Annotated in this window: 15 protein-coding genes; 8 read left to right on the forward strand and 7 right to left on the reverse strand. The window is 72.4% G+C overall.

Annotated features, from left to right (window positions below):
- Positions 1-87 precede the first annotated feature (87 nt).
- The 4 genes from ACIQGQ_RS09310 to ACIQGQ_RS09325 all read left to right on the forward strand — a co-directional run bounded on the left by ACIQGQ_RS09310 (position 88) and on the right by ACIQGQ_RS09325 (position 4,844).
- The gene (locus ACIQGQ_RS09310; RefSeq protein ID WP_402392666.1) at positions 88-987 is read left to right on the forward strand and encodes a DUF6457 domain-containing protein; all 900 of its coding nucleotides are present in this window, start codon (positions 88-90) and stop codon (positions 985-987) included.
- On the forward strand, positions 984-2,639 hold the full coding sequence (locus ACIQGQ_RS09315; protein WP_402392669.1) for a molybdopterin molybdotransferase MoeA: 1,656 nt from the start codon (positions 984-986) through the stop codon (positions 2,637-2,639). The genes ACIQGQ_RS09310 and ACIQGQ_RS09315 overlap by 4 nt, the downstream gene beginning before the upstream one ends.
- Entirely contained in the window at positions 2,597-3,739 is a 1,143-nt protein-coding gene (locus ACIQGQ_RS09320) for a potassium channel family protein (protein WP_402392672.1), read from the forward strand. The genes ACIQGQ_RS09315 and ACIQGQ_RS09320 overlap by 43 nt, the downstream gene beginning before the upstream one ends.
- A 118-nt stretch (positions 3,740-3,857) precedes the next feature.
- Complete coding sequence (locus ACIQGQ_RS09325) at positions 3,858-4,844, forward strand: NAD(P)H-quinone oxidoreductase (protein ID WP_402392675.1); 987 nt, start codon at positions 3,858-3,860, stop codon at positions 4,842-4,844.
- 235 nt (positions 4,845-5,079) lie between these two features.
- On the opposite strand, the gene ACIQGQ_RS09330 is transcribed toward ACIQGQ_RS09325, so the two are convergent.
- The 3 genes from ACIQGQ_RS09330 to ACIQGQ_RS09340 all read right to left on the reverse strand — a co-directional run bounded on the left by ACIQGQ_RS09330 (position 5,080) and on the right by ACIQGQ_RS09340 (position 8,350).
- On the reverse strand, positions 5,080-5,634 hold the full coding sequence (locus tag ACIQGQ_RS09330) for a bacterial proteasome activator family protein (protein WP_402392678.1): 555 nt from the start codon (positions 5,632-5,634) through the stop codon (positions 5,080-5,082).
- Between the two features lie 173 nt (positions 5,635-5,807).
- Positions 5,808-6,077, reverse strand: coding sequence for a hypothetical protein (locus tag ACIQGQ_RS09335; RefSeq protein WP_402392681.1), 270 nt, complete (start codon positions 6,075-6,077; stop codon positions 5,808-5,810).
- A 590-nt stretch (positions 6,078-6,667) separates the two neighbouring features.
- Positions 6,668-8,350 (reverse strand): protein kinase, encoded by a 1,683-nt coding sequence (locus ACIQGQ_RS09340; protein ID WP_402392683.1) that lies wholly within the window; start codon positions 8,348-8,350, stop codon positions 6,668-6,670.
- A 434-nt stretch (positions 8,351-8,784) separates the two neighbouring features.
- Here ACIQGQ_RS09340 and ACIQGQ_RS09345 point away from each other — a divergent pair, with 434 nt between their 5' ends.
- Positions 8,785-10,428 (forward strand): protein kinase, encoded by a 1,644-nt coding sequence (locus tag ACIQGQ_RS09345; protein ID WP_402392686.1) that lies wholly within the window; start codon positions 8,785-8,787, stop codon positions 10,426-10,428.
- 93 nt (positions 10,429-10,521) lie between these two features.
- On the opposite strand, the gene ACIQGQ_RS09350 is transcribed toward ACIQGQ_RS09345, so the two are convergent.
- From ACIQGQ_RS09350 to ACIQGQ_RS09360, 3 genes are all read right to left on the reverse strand, one after another.
- Complete coding sequence (locus ACIQGQ_RS09350) at positions 10,522-11,514, reverse strand: phosphotransferase (protein ID WP_366289126.1); 993 nt, start codon at positions 11,512-11,514, stop codon at positions 10,522-10,524.
- A 240-nt stretch (positions 11,515-11,754) separates the two neighbouring features.
- Complete coding sequence (locus ACIQGQ_RS09355; RefSeq protein ID WP_402392688.1) at positions 11,755-12,183, reverse strand: pyridoxamine 5'-phosphate oxidase family protein; 429 nt, start codon at positions 12,181-12,183, stop codon at positions 11,755-11,757.
- A gap of 130 nt (positions 12,184-12,313) precedes the next feature.
- Entirely contained in the window at positions 12,314-12,973 is a 660-nt protein-coding gene (locus ACIQGQ_RS09360) for a response regulator (protein ID WP_402393415.1), read from the reverse strand.
- 342 nt (positions 12,974-13,315) lie between these two features.
- Between ACIQGQ_RS09360 and pdhA the strand changes: the two genes are divergently transcribed.
- From pdhA to ACIQGQ_RS09375, 3 genes are read left to right on the forward strand one after another with little or no spacing between them, the layout of a single operon-like run.
- Positions 13,316-14,596 carry a pyruvate dehydrogenase (acetyl-transferring) E1 component subunit alpha gene (pdhA, locus tag ACIQGQ_RS09365; protein ID WP_402392691.1) on the forward strand — a complete coding sequence of 427 codons (1,281 nt, stop codon included), beginning with the start codon at positions 13,316-13,318 and terminating at the stop codon, positions 14,594-14,596.
- A gap of 2 nt (positions 14,597-14,598) precedes the next feature.
- Complete coding sequence (locus ACIQGQ_RS09370; protein ID WP_402392694.1) at positions 14,599-15,579, forward strand: alpha-ketoacid dehydrogenase subunit beta; 981 nt, start codon at positions 14,599-14,601, stop codon at positions 15,577-15,579.
- A 10-nt stretch (positions 15,580-15,589) separates the two neighbouring features.
- Positions 15,590-17,041, forward strand: coding sequence for a dihydrolipoamide acetyltransferase family protein (locus tag ACIQGQ_RS09375; RefSeq protein ID WP_402392696.1), 1,452 nt, complete (start codon positions 15,590-15,592; stop codon positions 17,039-17,041).
- A gap of 39 nt (positions 17,042-17,080) precedes the next feature.
- On the opposite strand, the gene ACIQGQ_RS09380 is transcribed toward ACIQGQ_RS09375, so the two are convergent.
- The gene (locus tag ACIQGQ_RS09380; RefSeq protein ID WP_402392699.1) at positions 17,081-17,536 is read right to left on the reverse strand and encodes an ATP-binding protein; all 456 of its coding nucleotides are present in this window, start codon (positions 17,534-17,536) and stop codon (positions 17,081-17,083) included.
- Positions 17,537-17,670 lie beyond the last annotated feature (134 nt).

Consider the following 17,670-nt stretch of genomic DNA (forward strand, 5'->3'; position numbering starts at 1 on the left):
GACGGTCGGGGCCCCTGCCCGGGCGACCGGGGAAAGCCAGGGGCCCGCGACCGTGGGCCGTGGGCCGTGGCACGCATACTCGGACGCATGACCGAGTACGACGCCATCGTCCTGGCCGGAGGGGCCGCCAAGCGGCTCGACGGCGCCGACAAGCCGGGTATCCGGGTCGGCGGCCGCGCACTGCTCGACCGGGTGCTCACAGCCTGTTCCGACGCCTCGACGACCGTGGTGGTGGGCGGGCGCCGGCCCACCGTCCGGCCGGTGGTCTGGACGTGCGAGGAGCCCCGGGGCGGTGGTCCGCTGGCCGCGCTCGACGCGGGGGTCCGACGGACCACGGCGGACCGTCTCCTGGTGCTCTCCGCCGACCTGCCGTTCCTCGGGCCGGGCACGGTCGGGGCCCTTCTGTCGGCGGTACCGGAAGGGCACCGGGAGGGGATACGGAACGGGCCGCGCGACGGGCAGGACGGAGAGCCGGGGGAAGGCGCCCTGTGCGTGGACCCGCAGGGGCGGGAGCAGCCGCTCGTGGCCGTCTACCGCGCCGAGCCGCTCCGCCGTGAACTCGCGCTGATCGCCGCCGAGCACGGTGGCCTGTCCGGGCTCCCCCTGCGGCTGCTGGCGGAGGGACTCGACCTTGCCCGGGTGATGGCCGGTCCCCTGGCCTCTTTCGACTGCGACACCTGGGAGGACATCGCGGCGGCCCGTGCCCGTATCAGAGAGCATGGGGCCGTGCTGGATGAATGGATGACCGCAGTCAAGGACGAGCTCGGCATCGAGCTCGACGTCGACAACGCCGTGCTGCTCGACCTGGCCAGGGACGCCGCCCACGGTGTCGCCCGGCCCGCCGCGCCGCTGACCACCTTCCTGGTCGGGTACGCGGCGGCGAAGGCCGCCGGTGAGGGCGGCGACGGCGCCACGGCGGTGGCCGAGGCCGCCCGGAAGGCCGCCGCGCTCGCCCTTCGCTGGGCGGACGAGAACGAGACGCGGTGACCCGCCCCGGCGGTGCGGCCGACCCGGCCCCGGGCGGAGGCCCGTTCTCCGTGGCCGAGGAGAGGCCGGGCGCCGGTTCTGGGACGGACGAGGCGGAGCGGGCCGTGGAGCAGGCCCTCGCGCTGGTCGCCCGCCGGTCGTCCGGCGCCCCGCACGCCGCGGACCGGCCCGTCGGCACCCGCCCCTCGCGGGGCCGGGGAACGGTCTCCTGGCCGGAGGCACGTGCGCTCGCGGTGCGGGCGGGACGCGCCGTCGGAGCCCGGACCGTCCGGGTACCGCTGGACCGGTCGCTCGGCCACGTACTGGCCGAGCCGCTGACCGCGCTGACCGATCTGCCGTCCTTCGACACCTCGGCCATGGACGGCTGGGCCGTCTCCGGACCGGGGCCGTGGCGGCTCGATGAGGCCACCGGAGCCGAGGACGGGCCCGCCGGAACCGGAACCGGGAACAGAACCCGAAACGGAACCAGGAACGCGAACGCGAACGGGAACGGGAACGGTGCCGAGGGAGCGGGCGGAGGCGCGGGGATCCTCGCCGGGCAGGGGACCGTTCCCGAGCTGCCCGACGGGGCCGCCGTACGCATCGCCACGGGCGCCCGCATTCCGCCCGGCGCCGACGCCGTGATCCGCAGCGAACACGCCCATGCCGACGGGGCCACCGGGCTGCTGCACGCGGAGCGCCAGGTACTGCCCGGCCAGGACATCAGACCCCGGGGACAGGAGTGCCGCTCGGGCGACCTGCTCATGCCTCCCGGGGCGCTGATGACGCCCGCCGTTCTCGGCCTGGCGGCCGCGGCCGGGTACGACACGCTCGTCGTGGTGGCGCGCCCGCGCGTCGACGTCCTGGTGCTCGGCGACGAACTGCTGACCGACGGCCTGCCGCACGACGGGCTGATCCGCGACGCGCTCGGCCCGATGATCGGCCCCTGGCTGCGCACCCTGGGCGCCGAGGTGTCGGCCCCGCAGCGCCTCGGGGACGATGCGGCCGCCCTGCGCCACGCCCTCGCCACGTCCGAAGCGGACCTGGTGGTCACCACGGGCGGTACGGCGGCGGGGCCCGTCGACCACGTCCACTCCGTCCTCGCCGAGGCCGGTGCCGAGCTGTTGGTGGACGGGGCCGAGGTCCGGCCGGGCCATCCGATGCTGCTGGCCCGGCTCGGCGGCAAGGACACGGCCGACCGGGCCGGGGGCGGGTATCTCGTCGGGCTGCCCGGCAACCCCCTGGCCGCCGTCTCCGGGCTCCTCACCCTCGCCGAGCCACTGCTCCGCGGGCTGGCCGGGCAGGCGCCGGAGCCGTCGTACTGGACCGTCGCCGGTGAGGACGTCCAGGGGCACCCGCACGACACCCGGCTGGTGCCCGTTGTCACCCGGGTGGGCACCGCCGCATCCCGGGGGCCCGGAGCGACTGCGGGTGCCGGGGGCGCTGGGGGCGCCGGGGCCCTTCGGCCCCCTGGAAACGCCCCGGACACCGGGGGCGGTGCCGAGTGCGTCGTACCACTGCGCTACAACGGTCCGGCGATGCTTCGAGGTATCGCCGCGGCCGATGGACTGGCCGTCGTCCCGCCGGGCGGGGTACGGTCCGGCACCGAAGTGGAGATCCTCGATCTCCGATGGGCCTCGGCGATGCCGTGGACGGAAGGGTGTTTCACGTGAAACTTCCCGGCCACGATGCGATGGCCAGGCGCGCGGACGAGCACGTCGTACCGACACGGGTACTGCTTCCGCGCAGAGTGGTCGACGGACCGGCACGGCAGGTCGCCAAGCGACTGATGATGGCGCTCCTGGTCCTTGCCGCCACGGTGTTGATCGTCTGGCTGGACCGGGGCGGCTACCACGACGCCGCAGACGACAAGGTCGACCTGCTGGACGCGGTCTACTACGCCACCGTCACCCTCTCCACCACCGGCTACGGCGACATCACCCCGTACGGGGACACCGCCCGGCTCACCAATGTGGTGCTCGTGACACCACTGCGGGTGCTCTTCCTGATCATCCTGGTCGGCACCACCCTTGAGGTCCTCACGGAACGGACCCGCGAGGACTTCCGGCTGAAGCGTTGGAGAAGCAACTTGCGCGATCACACCGTCGTCGTCGGCTTCGGCACGAAGGGCCGCTCGGCCATCCAGACCCTGCGTGCCACCGGCCTGAAGAAGGAACAGATCGTCATCGTCGACCCGGCGACCAAGGTGATCGAGATCGCCAACGCCGAGGGATTCGTCGGCGTGGTCGGTGACGCGACGCGCAGCGAGGTGCTTCTGCGTGCCGAGCTCCAGAAGGCGCGGCAGGTCATCATCGCGACGCAGCGCGACGACACGGCGGTGCTGGTGGCGTTGACGGCCCGGCAGCTCAACCGCGGCGCGAAGATCGTCGCGGCGGTGCGCGAGGAGGAGAATGCTCCGCTGCTGCGGCAGTCGGGGGCCGACGCGGTGATCACCAGCGCCAGCGCCGCCGGCCGGCTGCTGGGGCTCTCCGTGCTCAGCCCGAGCGCGGGCACGGTGATGGAGGACCTGATCCAGCAGGGCAGCGGGCTCGATCTCGTCGAACGGCCGGTGATAAAGGCCGAGGTGGGCAAGAGCGTCCGGGAGACCGACGACCTCGTGGTCAGCGTTCTGCGCGGGCACCGACTGCTGGGTTACGACGATCCGGCGGCCAGCCCGCTCCAGTTGACGGACCGGTTGATCACCATCGTCCGTGCTTCGAACGAGACGCCGCCCGAGCATCCGCCCATGACCGCGCAGCGCCCGCTCGACTGACGCCCTTCCGCCGAACTCATCGGCCCGGTCTGCCGGATGTCGGCCCGCATGGTCGGCCGACCCGGCGGATCCGGTCGGCTCCGTCGACTCCATGGGGCCACGGAGTAGCCTCGCCGCCATGTATGCGATCACGATCCCCGAACCCGGTGGCCCCGAGGCGCTCGTCTGGGCCGAAGTGCCCGATCCGGTGGCTGGTGAGGGCGAGGTCCTCGTCGATGTCGTCGCCAGCGCCGTCAACCGCGCGGATGTGCTGCAGCGGCAGGGGTTCTACAACCCGCCGCCCGGCGCGTCCCCGTATCCCGGCCTCGAATGCTCGGGGCGCATCTCGGCGGTCGGGCCCGGTGTGACCGGCTGGGCGGTCGGGGACGAGGTGTGCGCGCTGCTCGCGGGCGGCGGATACGCGGAGAAGGTCGCCGTGCCCGCCGGGCAGTTGCTGCCGGTGCCGGACGGGGTCGGGACGGCCCTGGCGGCGGCGTTGCCCGAGGTGACGGCCACGGTCTGGTCGAACGTCTTCATGGTGGCCCATCTGCGCCCGGGCGAGACGCTGCTGGTGCACGGCGGGTCCAGCGGTATCGGCACGATGGCGATCCAGCTGGCCAAGGCGGTGGGCGCGCGGGTCGCGGTCACCGCCGGGGGGCCCGAGAAGCTGGCGCGCTGCGCCGAGCTGGGGGCCGACATCCTGATCGACTACCGGGAGCAGGACTTCGTCGAGGAGATTCGCCAGGCGACCGGCGGGGCCGGGGCGGACGTCATCCTCGACATCGTCGGCGCGAAGTACCTGGACCGGAACGTGCAGGCGCTCGCGGTCAACGGCCGGCTGGCCGTCATCGGCCTCCAGGGCGGCGTCAAGGGCGAGCTGAACCTGGGCGCTCTGCTGAACAAGCGGGCCGCCGTCACCGCGACCTCGCTGCGCGGGCGCCCGCTCGCCGAGAAGGCCGCCATCGTCGCGGCGGTGCGCGAGCACGTCTGGCCGCTGATCGCGGACGGCGTCGTACGGCCGGTCGTGGACCGTACGGTGCCGATGCCGGACGCCGCCGAGGCGCACCGGGTGCTGGAGTCCAGCGCGCACATCGGGAAGGTCCTGCTCCAGGCACCGACGAGCTGACGCCGGACGGGGCCGCACGGGTCCCCGGAGACCCTCAAGGCCCGGCGCACCGGTCATGGACCAGGTGCGCCGGGCCTTGAGGCACTTCAGCCGTCCGACAACACAGCCGTCCGACAGCCGACCCGAAGGCCAGCAGCCGACCCGGAAGACCGGCAGCCGACCCGGAAGACCGGCAGCCGACCCGGAAGGCCAACAGTCGACCCGTAAGGCCAGCGGCCGAGCCGAAAGAAACGATCTAGAGGTACGGGCCCGTCCGGACCGGTCCGTGCGGGTCGGGGCTGCCGTCCTCCTCCTCGTGCATGCTGCCCGGCGGAAGGGCGCGGCGCATCTGCTCCAGCTGGGCCCGGGCCGCCATCTGCTGGGCGAACAGGGTCGTCTGGATGCCGTGGAAGAGGCCCTCCAGCCAGCCCACCAGCTGGGCCTGCGCGATCCGCAGCTCCGCTTCGGAAGGCACCGAATCGTCGGTGAAAGGCAGGGAGAGACGTTCCAGCTCCTCCACCAGCTCCGGCGCGAGACCGTCCTCCAGCTCCTTCACGGAACCGGCGTGGATCTCCTTCAGCCGGACCCGGCTCGCCTCGTCGAGAGGGGCCGCCCTGACCTCTTCGAGGAGCTGCTTGATCATGCTGCCGATGCGCATGACCTTCGCGGGCTGTTCGACCATCTCCGTCACCGGGACCTCGCGCGATTCGTCGTCAGTGCCACCGCCACCGCCGCCGATCGCCATGCCGTCCTGCCCCACCACGAGGACTTGGGGGTGCTCCTGCGACCGTTCATTCCTCGGCATCTCCATGGCGCCATTGTCTCCCACACCTCCGGTACGACACCGTGGTGCCCCCGCAAACGGCTGATCCACCCTCCCGGCCCTCCATTCCGCCCGCCCGGCCGACGTGAGGCGCGTACGGGTGAACGCCGCGGCGAGCACCCCGTCCGGCAACGGGACTGGGTCCCGGCGGACGTGGCCGGTCAGCCGGTGCGGCGCATCCGGTACGCCAGGAAGGCCAGGCCCAGCCCGATCAGGGTGATTCCGCCGCCCAGCGACACCTGTTTCACCTGGTGCACGGTCGCGGGGTTCAGGGCCTGTTCCGGGTGGGGTTCGGTGCCGGGGAGCGCGTCGGCGACGGACGGCGTGCCCGGCGCGTCCTCCGTCGGCCGGTCCGTGGTCTGGTCGTACTGGCGGTCCGAGCGCGCGATCTCCCCCGGCGAGAGCTGCCGCCCGGGCCGGGGCCGCCCCACCCCGGCCTCCTGCCCCGCCAGCGGGGTCTGCGCGTCGGCGGGGGAGGCCGAGAGGGAGACCCAGGGAGAGGGGTCGGCGGGAGAAGCCTCGGAAGGGGCCCCGGGGTACGCCGATCCCGGGGCGGCGACCGGCGAACCGGAGAGCGCGGGGGCGGGGGGGAGCCAGGGGCCCGCAGAAGCCGAAGGCGCTGAAGGAGCCGCAGAAGCCGCAGAGCCTGACGGGACCAGAGTCGCCAGGGGCACTGAAGGCATGGCAGGCACGGCAGGCGCTGAGGGAACCGAAGGCGCTGACGGAAAAGGCGTGGGCGCGGTGGCCGGCTCGGTCGACGGGGCGGTGGTCGCGACCGCGGCCGCCGCCTGGCCCGCGCCGCCCCCCAGCGCCGCACCCGCCGTCAGCACCAGGCAGGCCACACACCGCGTGGGCCGCGAGAGCAGAGGTCCGGGAGACATGGCGCCAGCGTCACACGTGGCGACACGTCCGGCACTCTCTGTGCCCCCGGACTACGCCACTCGGGCCCGGCGAGGCTCCGACAGCCCTCCGGGCCACCGGAAACCCACCGGTCCCGCCTTGCTCCTGACCCGCTCCGGACTCAGGCCGGGTCCCCCGTGGCGACGCGCAGCTCGAAGTGGGCGCCGACCTTGTCCACGGCGGTGCCGGCCGACGGGAACTGGTCGATGATCTGGTCCTCCGCGTACGCGTTCCCCGGCACCTCGATCCTCTTGATCGTCCAGCCGGCCTTGTCGGCGCACGCCTTGGCGGAGAGGAAGTCCTTGTACATGAACTTCGGGGCGTCGACCTTCTCCGGGTCGTCCATGTTCTCGGACGCGTCCGTGCAGTCCTCGGTGTCCATGGTCCGGTTGCGCTCCGGCGGCCGGTGCTCGCCCGCGGCCGGGGTCTTGTCCCCGCCGCCGTTGTCCGTCTCGTCGCCGCCCAGCGACTGCAGCACGAGGAACCCGCCGGTCCCGACCACCGCGACCGCGATCACGGCGATGGACAGCCGCATGGCCAGCGGCATCCGCTTGGAACCGCCCCCGCCTGAGCGGGCCGGTGCCTGCCCGGTCCGGGGCTGCGGCGACATGCCGTAGGGCGGCGGGGTCTGCTGCGAGACCGGGGCCGGGGCCGGGGCCTGGGCCTGGAACTGCTGGGCCGCCTGCGGGTAGCCGTACGACGGCGCCGGGGTCGGGGCCGGTGCCGGGGTGGCCGGGCCGTACCCGCCCGACTGGTACGGGCCGGACTGGTACGGCCCCGGCTGGTACGGCGTCTGGACACCCTGCGGCATCGCACCGGACTGGTCCAGCGGCGGGAAGACCGCCGAGCCGACGCCCGAGCCGCTGTTCGCCGGGGCTCCGCCGCCCGCGACGATCACCGGCGCACCCGTGGCGCCGCCCGCGGCGAGCACCCGGGCGATCTCGTCCTGCATCGCGGCCGCGCTGGGGAAGCGGTCGTTCGGGTTCTTCTTCAGCGCGCGGGCGACCAGCGCGTCGATCGCCGGGGTGACCGAGCGGTTGATGCTGGAGGGCGCGACCGGCTCCTCCTGGACGTGCGCGTACGCGATGGCCAGCGGGGAGTCCGCGTCGAAGGGGATGCGCCCGGTCAGCAGCTGGAACAGCATGATGCCGACCGAGTACAGGTCGGAGCGGGCGTCCACGCCGCGGCCCAGGGCCTGCTCGGGGGAGAGGTACTGCGGGGTGCCGACGACCATGCCGGTCTGGGTCATCGACGTGACGCCCGACTGCATGGCGCGGGCGATGCCGAAGTCCATGACCTTCACGACGCCGCGCTTGGTCACCATGACGTTGCCCGGCTTGATGTCGCGGTGCACCAGGCCCATCTCGTGGCTGGTGTCCAGCGCGGCCAGCACGTCGTTCGTGACCTTCAGCGCCTTGTCGGCGGGCATCGCGCCGTGCGCCTGGATGTCCGCGTGGAGCACCGAGCCGAGCGGCTGCCCCTCCACGTACTCCATGACGATGTACGGCATCAGCGCGCCGCCGAGCTCGTCCTCGCCGGTGTCGAAGACCGAGACGATGTTGGTGTGCTGGAGCTTGGCGACGGCCTGCGCCTCGCGCCGGAACCGCTCGCGGAAGGACTGCTCGCGCCCCAGCTCCGTGTGCAATGTCTTGATCGCGACTTGACGGTCCAGCGCGGTGTCGTACGCCAGGTACACCGAGGCCATGCCGCCCTCGCCGAGCAGGTCGCGCAGCTGGTACCGCCCGCCGGCGACCGAACCGCCCGCGTAGCGCCCCTGAGCGCCCTGTGCGCCGTCCTGGCTCATGAGTTGCTTCCCCCTCGGCGCGACTGCCGCGATCATCCCGCTATTACGCGCCAAGTCTGCCCGAGGGGTACGACACGTCAAGCCAGGTGCCCGTTCCGTGACCGTACGCACAAGAAGAGTCCCGGAAGCGTTACAGGAACCGCATGGAATTTGCGTGGACGGCGGGTAGGACGGTTCGATGGCCGGTCCGTCACCACCGGGTGAGCCGCCCGGCGGGAGCGGGTGGCCGGTCCGGTCTCGACGACGGGGTGTCCCCCGGAGCCTGTAGCGTGACGTGGCAATGCAGTGGGGTCGTCCGGCCCGCACCGTCCGATGTGCAGCGTGGCAGATCGGCCCGGCAGGGTCCGGTCCCGTCCGGGCCGGGCGGAAGGCGCGGAGGACCCCGACACCGTGAGAACCCGCGGACGCGCGGACAGATACGACGGCGAGGACTGATGGCACCCGAATCCGAAGCAAACGGCGGCGGAGTTTCGGATGGCACCGACTCCTGGGGCATCGACGGTGTCGTGGGCGACGGGCGTTACCGGATGACGCACCGTCTCGGCCGGGGCGGAATGGCGGAGGTCTTCGCGGCCGAGGACGTACGGCTGGGCCGTACGGTCGCGGTGAAGCTGCTCCGTTCCGATCTCGCCGAGGACCCGGTGTCCAAGGCCCGGTTCACGCGCGAGGCGCAGTCGGTCGCCGGGCTCAACCACCACGCGATCGTCGCCGTGTACGACTCCGGCGAGGACACCGTGGGCGGGCAGACCGTCCCCTACATCGTGATGGAGCTGGTCGAGGGCCGCACCATCCGCGATCTGCTGCTCACCGCCGAACCCCCGCCGCCCGAGCAGGCGCTGATCATCGTCTCCGGGGTGCTCGAAGCGCTGGCGTACTCGCACCAGCACGGCATCGTGCACCGCGACATCAAGCCGGCCAACGTCATCATCACCAACTCCGGTGCGGTCAAGGTGATGGACTTCGGCATCGCCCGCGCGCTGCACGGCGCGCAGTCGACGATGACCCAGACCGGCATGGTCATGGGCACGCCGCAGTACCTCTCCCCCGAACAGGCCCTCGGCAAGGCGGTCGACCACCGCTCCGACCTCTACGCCACCGGCTGCCTGCTGTACGAACTGCTGGCGCTGCGGCCCCCGTTCACCGGCGAGACGCCGCTGTCCGTGGTGTACCAGCATGTCCAGGACATGCCCGTACCGCCGTCCAACGTGCTGGGTTCGGTGCCGCCGGAGCTGGACGGGCTGGTCATGCGCTCCCTCGCGAAGGACCCGGACGACCGGTTCCAGAGCGCCGAGGAGATGCGCGGCCTGGTGCAGTACGGGCTCCAGATGCTCCAGATGCAGGGGGGCCACACCGGTACGTGGAGCACCGGCCCGGTCGCGGTGCACGAGGGCGGGAACACCCCGGCCATGGGCATCAACGGCTCCACGATGGCGATGGGCCACCCGCAGCACGGCGACACCTCGCAGGGCCCGATCCTGCCGCCGATGAACCCGGACGACGGCGGTTACGACGGCGGCGGGCAGCCCGGTGGCAGTGGCGGGCGCGGCAAGTTGTGGCTCTTCGTGGTGCTCGCGCTGATCGCGATCGGGGCGGGGGTGGCCATCGCGGTCAACGCCGCGCAGAACGACGACGCGAACCACCGGAAGCAGCCCGGCGAGACGTCCATTTCGCCGTCCCCGAAGCGCAGTTCGTCCGGGCCGAGCGACGAGACGACCCAGGACACCCAGCAGCCGGAGAACTCCACCGGCAACCAGCAGAACCCGCCCCCGCAGCAGACGTACGAGCCGTCGACCACCCCGACCGAGCCGACCGAACCGGCGACGAAGCAGCCGACCAGCCCGCCCCCCGGCACCGACAACGGCGGTACCGGTACGGACGGCGGCAGCACGGGCACCGACAACGGCGGCACGGGTACGGACGGCGGCAGCACGGGTACGGAGAACGGCGGCACGGGTACGGACGGCGGCAGCACGGGTACGGAGAACGGCGGCACGGGTACGGACGGCGGCAGCACCAACGCCGGTTCGTCCGCGGCGGCCGGATCGGGAGCGGGCGCTCCCGGACGCGGAGGCCAGTGACACCGGCGGCACCGGTCCGGGCGGCCACGGGGCGACCCGCCCGCCGCCCGGACCTCCGGACCCAGCCCCCGCACCGGCCCGGAACCGCCCGGATCACGCCGTGAACGCCTCGCGCACCGCTTCGTACTCGCGCGTCCACCACACCGCCAGGGCCGATACCGCAGGGAACTGCGGGTCGGCCCTCCGGTCGTCCCGGCAGTAACGCCAGCTGAGTATCCAGAAGTCGTTGAGCCGCTCCCACCACACCCGGTGCACCGCCGCGGCCAGCTCCGCCGGCTCCGCACCGGCCGCCCGGCGGTAGGCGCGCGCGTACGCCCGGACCTTCTCCAGCTCCAGCTTCCCGGCCGGCTGCACGAAGAAGATCGCGGCCGCCCGTACCGCCTCCTCGGCCCTCGGCTGGACGCCCAGCCGGTCCCAGTCGAGGATCGCGACCGGCTCCGAACCCCGGTAGAGGACGTTGAGCGGGTGGAAGTCTCCGTGCACCCAGCCGACGGCCGGGGCGTCCGGGGCGGGCGGCCTGCGGTCGGCGTGCCGCTCCAGCAGGGCCCGCCGTTCCAGGAGGCGGTGCTCGGCCAGTTCGTCGAAGGCGTCCCGGGGGCGGCGCCGGCGCGCGGCGGCCAGCAGTTCGTCGATCAGCGCGGAGGTCTCGGCCGGGTCGGCGCTCCGGAGGCCACCGGCCCGGCGGGCGAGCCCGGGGCCCGCGCCCATGACCTGGGCGAGCCCGGTGTGCACGGTCCCGAGGAGCCCCCCGAGCCGCCCGGACTGGGCGGTGCTCAGCTGCGCTCCGGCCCGGTGCAGCCCGTCGACCCAGGGGTGCAGGGCGTAGCAGCGGCCGCCGATCTCGGTGACGGTGCCGCCCTCGGTGTCCCGTACGGGCGGGGCGACCGGCAGGCCCAGTGACTGGAGGCGCTGGGTCGCGCGGTGCTGGCGGACGATCGTGGCGCGGTCGCCGGTGGAGTCGTCGAGGTGGTGCTTGAGGAAGTAGCGGCCGCGGGTGGTGGAGACGCGGTAGCCGTGGTTGAGCAGGCCCTGGGTGATGGGTGTGCAGCTCAGCGGTGCACCGGCGTCCGGGTAGCGGCGCAGCACCTCGTCCACCGGCGGTACGGGGGGCGCGGGGGCGGCCGGCCGTATCGGGGGCTCGGCCCGCACCGGGCTCATCGGCGGCGCGGCCGGCCGGGGCACGGGGGGCAGCCGCACCTGGTCCACCGGGGACACCGGCGGGGCGGGGGCGGAGGGGAACGGTAAGGGGAACGGGAACAGGATCTCGTCCGCCGAAGGAACGGACGGAAGAGTGACAAATGAGCGCGGCACTCGCCAGATGTTAGATCACGCTGTGTGCCCGATCGGTTGAGTTGCGTTGAAGTCAAGAGTGTGCACAGAGGCGAAGTGCGGTTCGAGCCGGAGGTACGCGGCGTCGAACAGCTCCCCGTTCACCCGTGCCGGAGCCTCGCCGAACGACGCGCACTGGGCGGGCGAGGGGTGCACGATCTGGGCGGTGCCGGTGAACTGCACGGCCCACAGCTCGCAGTCGCCCCCGGTGGCGGCGGTGTCGAAGTTGTCCGCGCCGTACGCCACGACCGTGCCGTCGCAGGCGTTGTGGTAGCCGAAACCGCTGTGCATCCGCAGGACCACGTGACCGTCGACCACGACATGGCGGGCCACCGACAGAAACGGGAGGGCGCGCATGCTCGTCGCCAGCCGTCCGTAGCGGACACGGCCGAGCAGTTCGATCGCCTGGAGTTCCTCGGGGGACATGCTCTCCACTCTCCGTGTCCCACCGGGTCACGGACAGAGGCCGGGGCCCCGGTTGGGGCGGGACCAAAGTCCCGACACGGACACGTACGGTGATGGCCGCGGCTGCGGCCGAGCGCTGTTCCGTCCCGTCTCAGCGCTTCTCCGCCTGGAGCCGGGCCACGTACGCGGCGGCCTGCGAGCGCCGTTCCATGCCCAGTTTGGAGAGCAGGCTGGAGACGTAATTCTTGATCGTTTTCTCGGCGAGATGGAGCCGTTCGCCGATCGCCCGGTTGGTCAGTCCCTCACCGATCAGGTCGAGGATCTTGCGTTCCTGCTCGGTGAGGTTGGCGAGTCGGTCCTCGCCGCGCTCCTTCTTCCCGGCGCGCAGCCGTTCCAGCACCCGGGCGGTCGCCACCGGGTCCAGCAGCGACTTCCCGGCCGCCACGTCACGTACCGCGTTCAGCAGCTCATTCCCCCGGATCGCCTTCAGCACATAGCCCGAGGCGCCCGCCATGATCGCGTCGAAGAGGGCCTCGTCGTCGGCGTAGGAGGTGAGCATCAGGCATTTGATGGAATCGTCCTGGGAGCGGACCTCGCGGCAGACCTCCACCCCGCTGCCGTCCGGCAGCCGGACGTCGAGCACCGCCACGTCGGGCCGGGTCGCCGGAATCCGGACGAGGGCGTCGGCCGCCGTACCGGCCTCGCCGACGACTTCGATGTCGTCCTCCGACGAGAGCAATTCGTGGACCCCGCGCCGGACCACTTCATGATCGTCCAGAAGGAATACGGTGATTTTTCCTTGTTCGCGCACAAAACGCAGTCTCACACACTCGCCTCTTCCCTGCCGCCGAACGGCGGGATAACGTGCGCTTGTTCCGGTGGTCCCGAGAGGCCGTTCCCGGCGCTGTGACCAGCGAGAGTTCCCGACTTTTTCGATTTACTTGGAAATCCAAGCAAAATCGCAGGTCAGATGGGGTTTCGCAGATATGCGGCGTACTGGGTAACGTGCTTTTCACAGGGCGCTCGCCGGGGCACCTGTCACGCCTGTTCCCGGACCGAGCGGCACCCACCCCGTGCACGGGTACGGACCCAGGCGAGCCGCACTGGCTTTCCCGGCAGACCCCGGGGGCCGGACCGACGGAGGAGCACGCACGTGACCGTGGAGAGCACTGCCGCGCGCACATCGCGCCGCAGCAGCGGGACCAGCGCCGCGAAGAAGTCCGCGACGACCGCGACGACCGCGAAGAAGACCGCGTCGAACGCGAAGAAGCCCGCTGAGACGCCCGCGAAGAAGACCGCGAGGAAGACGCCCGCGAAAAGGGCGGCGAAGACGGCCGCCAGGCCGCCGCAGGGCACCGAGCCCGAGCTCGTCCAGCTGCTGACGCCCGAGGGGGAGCGCGTCGAGCACCCGGACTACGCGATCGACCTGACCGCCGAGGAGCTGCGCGGTCTGTACCGGGACATGGTCCTGACCCGCCGCTTCGACGCCGAGGCCACCGCCCTCCAGCGCCAGGGCGAGCTGGGCCTGTGGGCCTCGCTGCTCGGCCAGGAGGCCGCGCAGATCGGCAGCGGCCGGGCCCTGCGCGACGACGACTACGTCTTCCCGACCTACCGGGAGCACGGCGTCGCCTGGTGCCGCGGCGTCGACCCGACCAACCTGCTCGGGATGTTCCGCGGGGTGAACCACGGCGGGTGGGACCCGAACAGCAACAACTTCCACCTGTACACGATCGTCATCGGCTCGCAGACCCTGCACGCCACCGGTTACGCCATGGGCGTGGCCAAGGACGGCGCGGACTCCGCCGTGATCGCGTACTTCGGCGACGGCGCCTCCAGCCAGGGCGACGTGGCCGAGTCGTTCACGTTCTCCGCGGTCTACAACGCCCCGGTCGTCTTCTTCTGCCAGAACAACCAGTGGGCGATCTCCGAGCCCACCGAGAAGCAGACCCGCGTCCCGCTCTACCAGCGCGCCCAGGGCTACGGCTTCCCCGGCGTCCGGGTCGACGGCAACGACGTCCTGGCCTGCCTGGCGGTCACCAGGGCGGCGCTGGACCGCGCCCGCAGCGGCGAGGGCCCGATGCTCGTCGAGGCGTTCACGTACCGGATGGGCGCGCACACCACCTCCGACGACCCGACCAAGTACCGGGCCGACGAGGAGCGGGCGGCCTGGGAGGCCAAGGACCCGATCCTGCGGCTGCGCAGGTATCTGGAGAAGGCGGGCGCCGCCGACGAGGCGTTCTTCACCGCGCTGGAGGAGGAGAGCGAGGCCCTCGGCAAGCGGGTCCGCGAGGCGGTACGGGCCATGCCCGACCCCGACCCGATCGCGATCTTCGACAACGTCTACGCCGACGGCAGCCCGCTCGTCGACGAGGAGCGCGCCCAGTTCGCCGCCTACCAGGCATCGTTCGCAGACACCGCCGAGGAGAGCAAGTAGCCATGGCCATGGAAAAGATGTCCATCGCGAAGGCTCTCAACGAGTCGCTGCGCCGGGCCCTCGACACGGACCCCAAGGTCCTCATCATGGGTGAGGACGTCGGCAAGCTCGGCGGCGTCTTCCGGATCACCGACGGGCTCCAGAAGGACTTCGGCGAGGAGCGGGTCATCGACACCCCGCTCGCCGAGTCCGGCATCGTCGGCACGGCGATCGGCCTGGCCCTGCGCGGCTACCGCCCGGTCGTGGAGATCCAGTTCGACGGCTTCGTCTTCCCGGCGTACGACCAGATCGTCACGCAGCTCGCGAAGATGCACGCCCGCGCGCTCGGCAAGATCAAGCTGCCCGTCGTCGTCCGCATCCCCTACGGCGGCGGCATCGGCGCGGTGGAGCACCACAGCGAGTCGCCCGAGGCGCTGTTCGCGCACGTCGCGGGGTTGAAGGTGGTCTCGCCGTCGAACGCGAGCGACGCCTACTGGATGATGCAGCAGGCCGTCCAGAGCGACGACCCGGTGATCTTCTTCGAGCCGAAGCGGCGCTACTGGGACAAGGGCGAGGTCGAGACCGACGCCATTCCCGGCCCGCTGCACCGGGCCTCGGTGGCCCGTACCGGCACGGACCTCACGCTCGCCGCGTACGGCCCGATGGTGAAGGTCTGCCTGGAGGCGGCCGCGGCGGCCGAGGAGGAGGGCAAGTCGATCGAGGTCCTGGACCTGCGCTCGATGGCCCCGATCGACTTCGACACCATCCAGACCTCGGTCGAGAGGACCGGCCGGCTCGTGGTGGTCCACGAGGCGCCGGTGTTCTACGGCTCCGGGGCCGAGATCGCCGCCCGGATCACGGAGCGCTGCTTCTACCATCTGGAAGCACCGGTGCTGCGGGTCGGCGGCTACCACGCCCCGTACCCGCCGGCGCGTCTGGAGGACGAGTACCTGCCGGGGCTCGACCGGGTGCTCGACGCCGTCGACCGCTCGCTGGCGTACTGAGGACTGGGACGTGACAACGATGACCGACACTTCCAACGCCGCTCGCTTCCGTGAGTTCAAGATGCCCGACGTGGGCGAGGGACTGACCGAGGCCGAGATCCTCAAGTGGTACGTCCAGCCCGGCGACACCGTCGCCGACGGCCAGGTCGTCTGCGAGGTCGAGACGGCGAAGGCGGCCGTGGAGCTGCCGATCCCATTCGACGGGGTGGTGCACGAGCTGCGCTTCCCCGAGGGCACGACCGTCGACGTCGGCCAGGTGATCATCGCGGTGGACGTGGCCCCGGGCAGCGGCGACGCGCCCGCCCCGGTCGCGGACCCGGCCCCCGTCGCCGAGTCGGCCCCCGCGCCTTCGGCCGAGCCGGAGCCGGAGCCGGAGGCCCCGAAGGGCCGCCAGCCCGTCCTGGTGGGCTACGGCGTCTCCGAGAGCTCGACCAAGCGCCGGGCCCGCAAGGGCATGGCCGCGATCCAGGCCGAGCTGAACGGCCACGGCGCCGCGCCCGCGCCCGCGGCCGCAGCGCCGGAGGCCCCCGCTCCCAAGGAGCGCCCGCTGGCCAAGCCCCCGGTCCGCAAGCTGGCCAAGGACCTGGGCATCGACCTGGCGACCGTCGTCCCGACCGGCAAGGACGGGATCATCACCCGCGAGGACGTCCACGCGGCGGCCACGCCGGTGGCCACCCCCGTACCGGCGCAGGTCCAGGCCCCCGCCCCCGCCGCCGAGACCGTGGACGCCTTCGTGGCCGAGGCGGTCGTCCCGGCGGGCGCCCGCGAGACCCGTATCCCGGTCAAGGGCGTACGCAAGGCCATCGCGCAGGCGATGGTGGGCAGCGCCTTCACGGCCCCGCACGTCACCGAGTTCGTCACCGTCGACGTGACGCGCACGATGAAGCTGGTCGCGGAGCTGAAGGAGGACAAGGACATGGCGGGGGTGCGGGTCAACCCGCTCCTCCTCATCGCCAAGGCCCTCCTGGTCGCGATCAAGCGGAACCCGGGCATCAACGCCGCCTGGGACGAGCCCAACCAGGAGATCGTCCAGAAGCACTACGTGAACCTGGGCATCGCCGCCGCCACCCCGCGCGGCCTGATCGTGCCGAACATCAAGGACGCGCACGACCTGACCCTCCCGCAGCTCGCCGCCGCACTGGGCGAGCTGGTCGCCACGGCCCGGGACGGCAAGACGTCCCCGGCCGCCATGGCGGGCGGCACGGTGACCATCACCAACGTCGGCGTCTTCGGCGTCGACACGGGCACCCCGATCCTCAACCCGGGCGAGTCCGCGATCCTCGCGGTCGGCGCGATCAAGCTCCAGCCGTGGGTCCACAAGGGCAAGGTGAAGCCCCGTCAGGTCACCACTCTGGCCCTGTCGTTCGACCACCGCCTGGTCGACGGCGAACTCGGCTCGAAGGTCCTGGCCGACGTGGCCGCCATCCTGGAGAACCCGAAGCGCCTGATCACCTGGGCGTAGCACTCCTCGTTCCACCTCTTACGCCGGTGGGCCCGCGCATCACCTGTGCGGGCCCACCGGCGCGTCCGGCCCCCGGAGCAGGTCGAGTTCGGCGAACACGGTCTTGCCGACGGCACGCGGCTCGACGCCCCACCGGTCCGCGATCCGCTTCACGATCAGCAGCCCGCGCCCGTAGCACTCCTCGTCCGTCGCCTCACGGAGGTCCGGCAGCCGCTCACCCCTCGGATCGCTCACCGCGACCCGGAGCGCGGTGGCGGTGAGCGTGAGCCGCACCCGGAACAGCCGCCCCTCCACGGCACCGTGCACCAGCGCATTGGTCGCCAACTCGCTGACCAGCACGGCCGCGTCGCCCGCCAGCCCCGGATACCCCCACTCCCGCACGAGCCGCGCGGCCCGCCGCCGCGAGAACGACACGCTCTCGGCCGTCGGTACGTAGTCGAGCCGGTCCTCGCGGAGGACGGGCTCGGGGACAGAGATCTGTTCGGCTGCGGTCATGGCGCGGGCCTCCTTGGACGCGGGCGGTGGCGATGCCGTACCTGCGAAGCGCCGATGGGGGCGCAGGGCAGGGCGGTGCACTTCCGTCGACTGGTTCCGCTGTGCGAGCGGCTATGCGCTGAAAGTAGCCACCC

Source organism: Streptomyces sp. NPDC092952 (assembly GCF_044754785.1).
Taxonomy (GTDB): Bacteria; Actinomycetota; Actinomycetes; order Streptomycetales; family Streptomycetaceae; genus Streptomyces.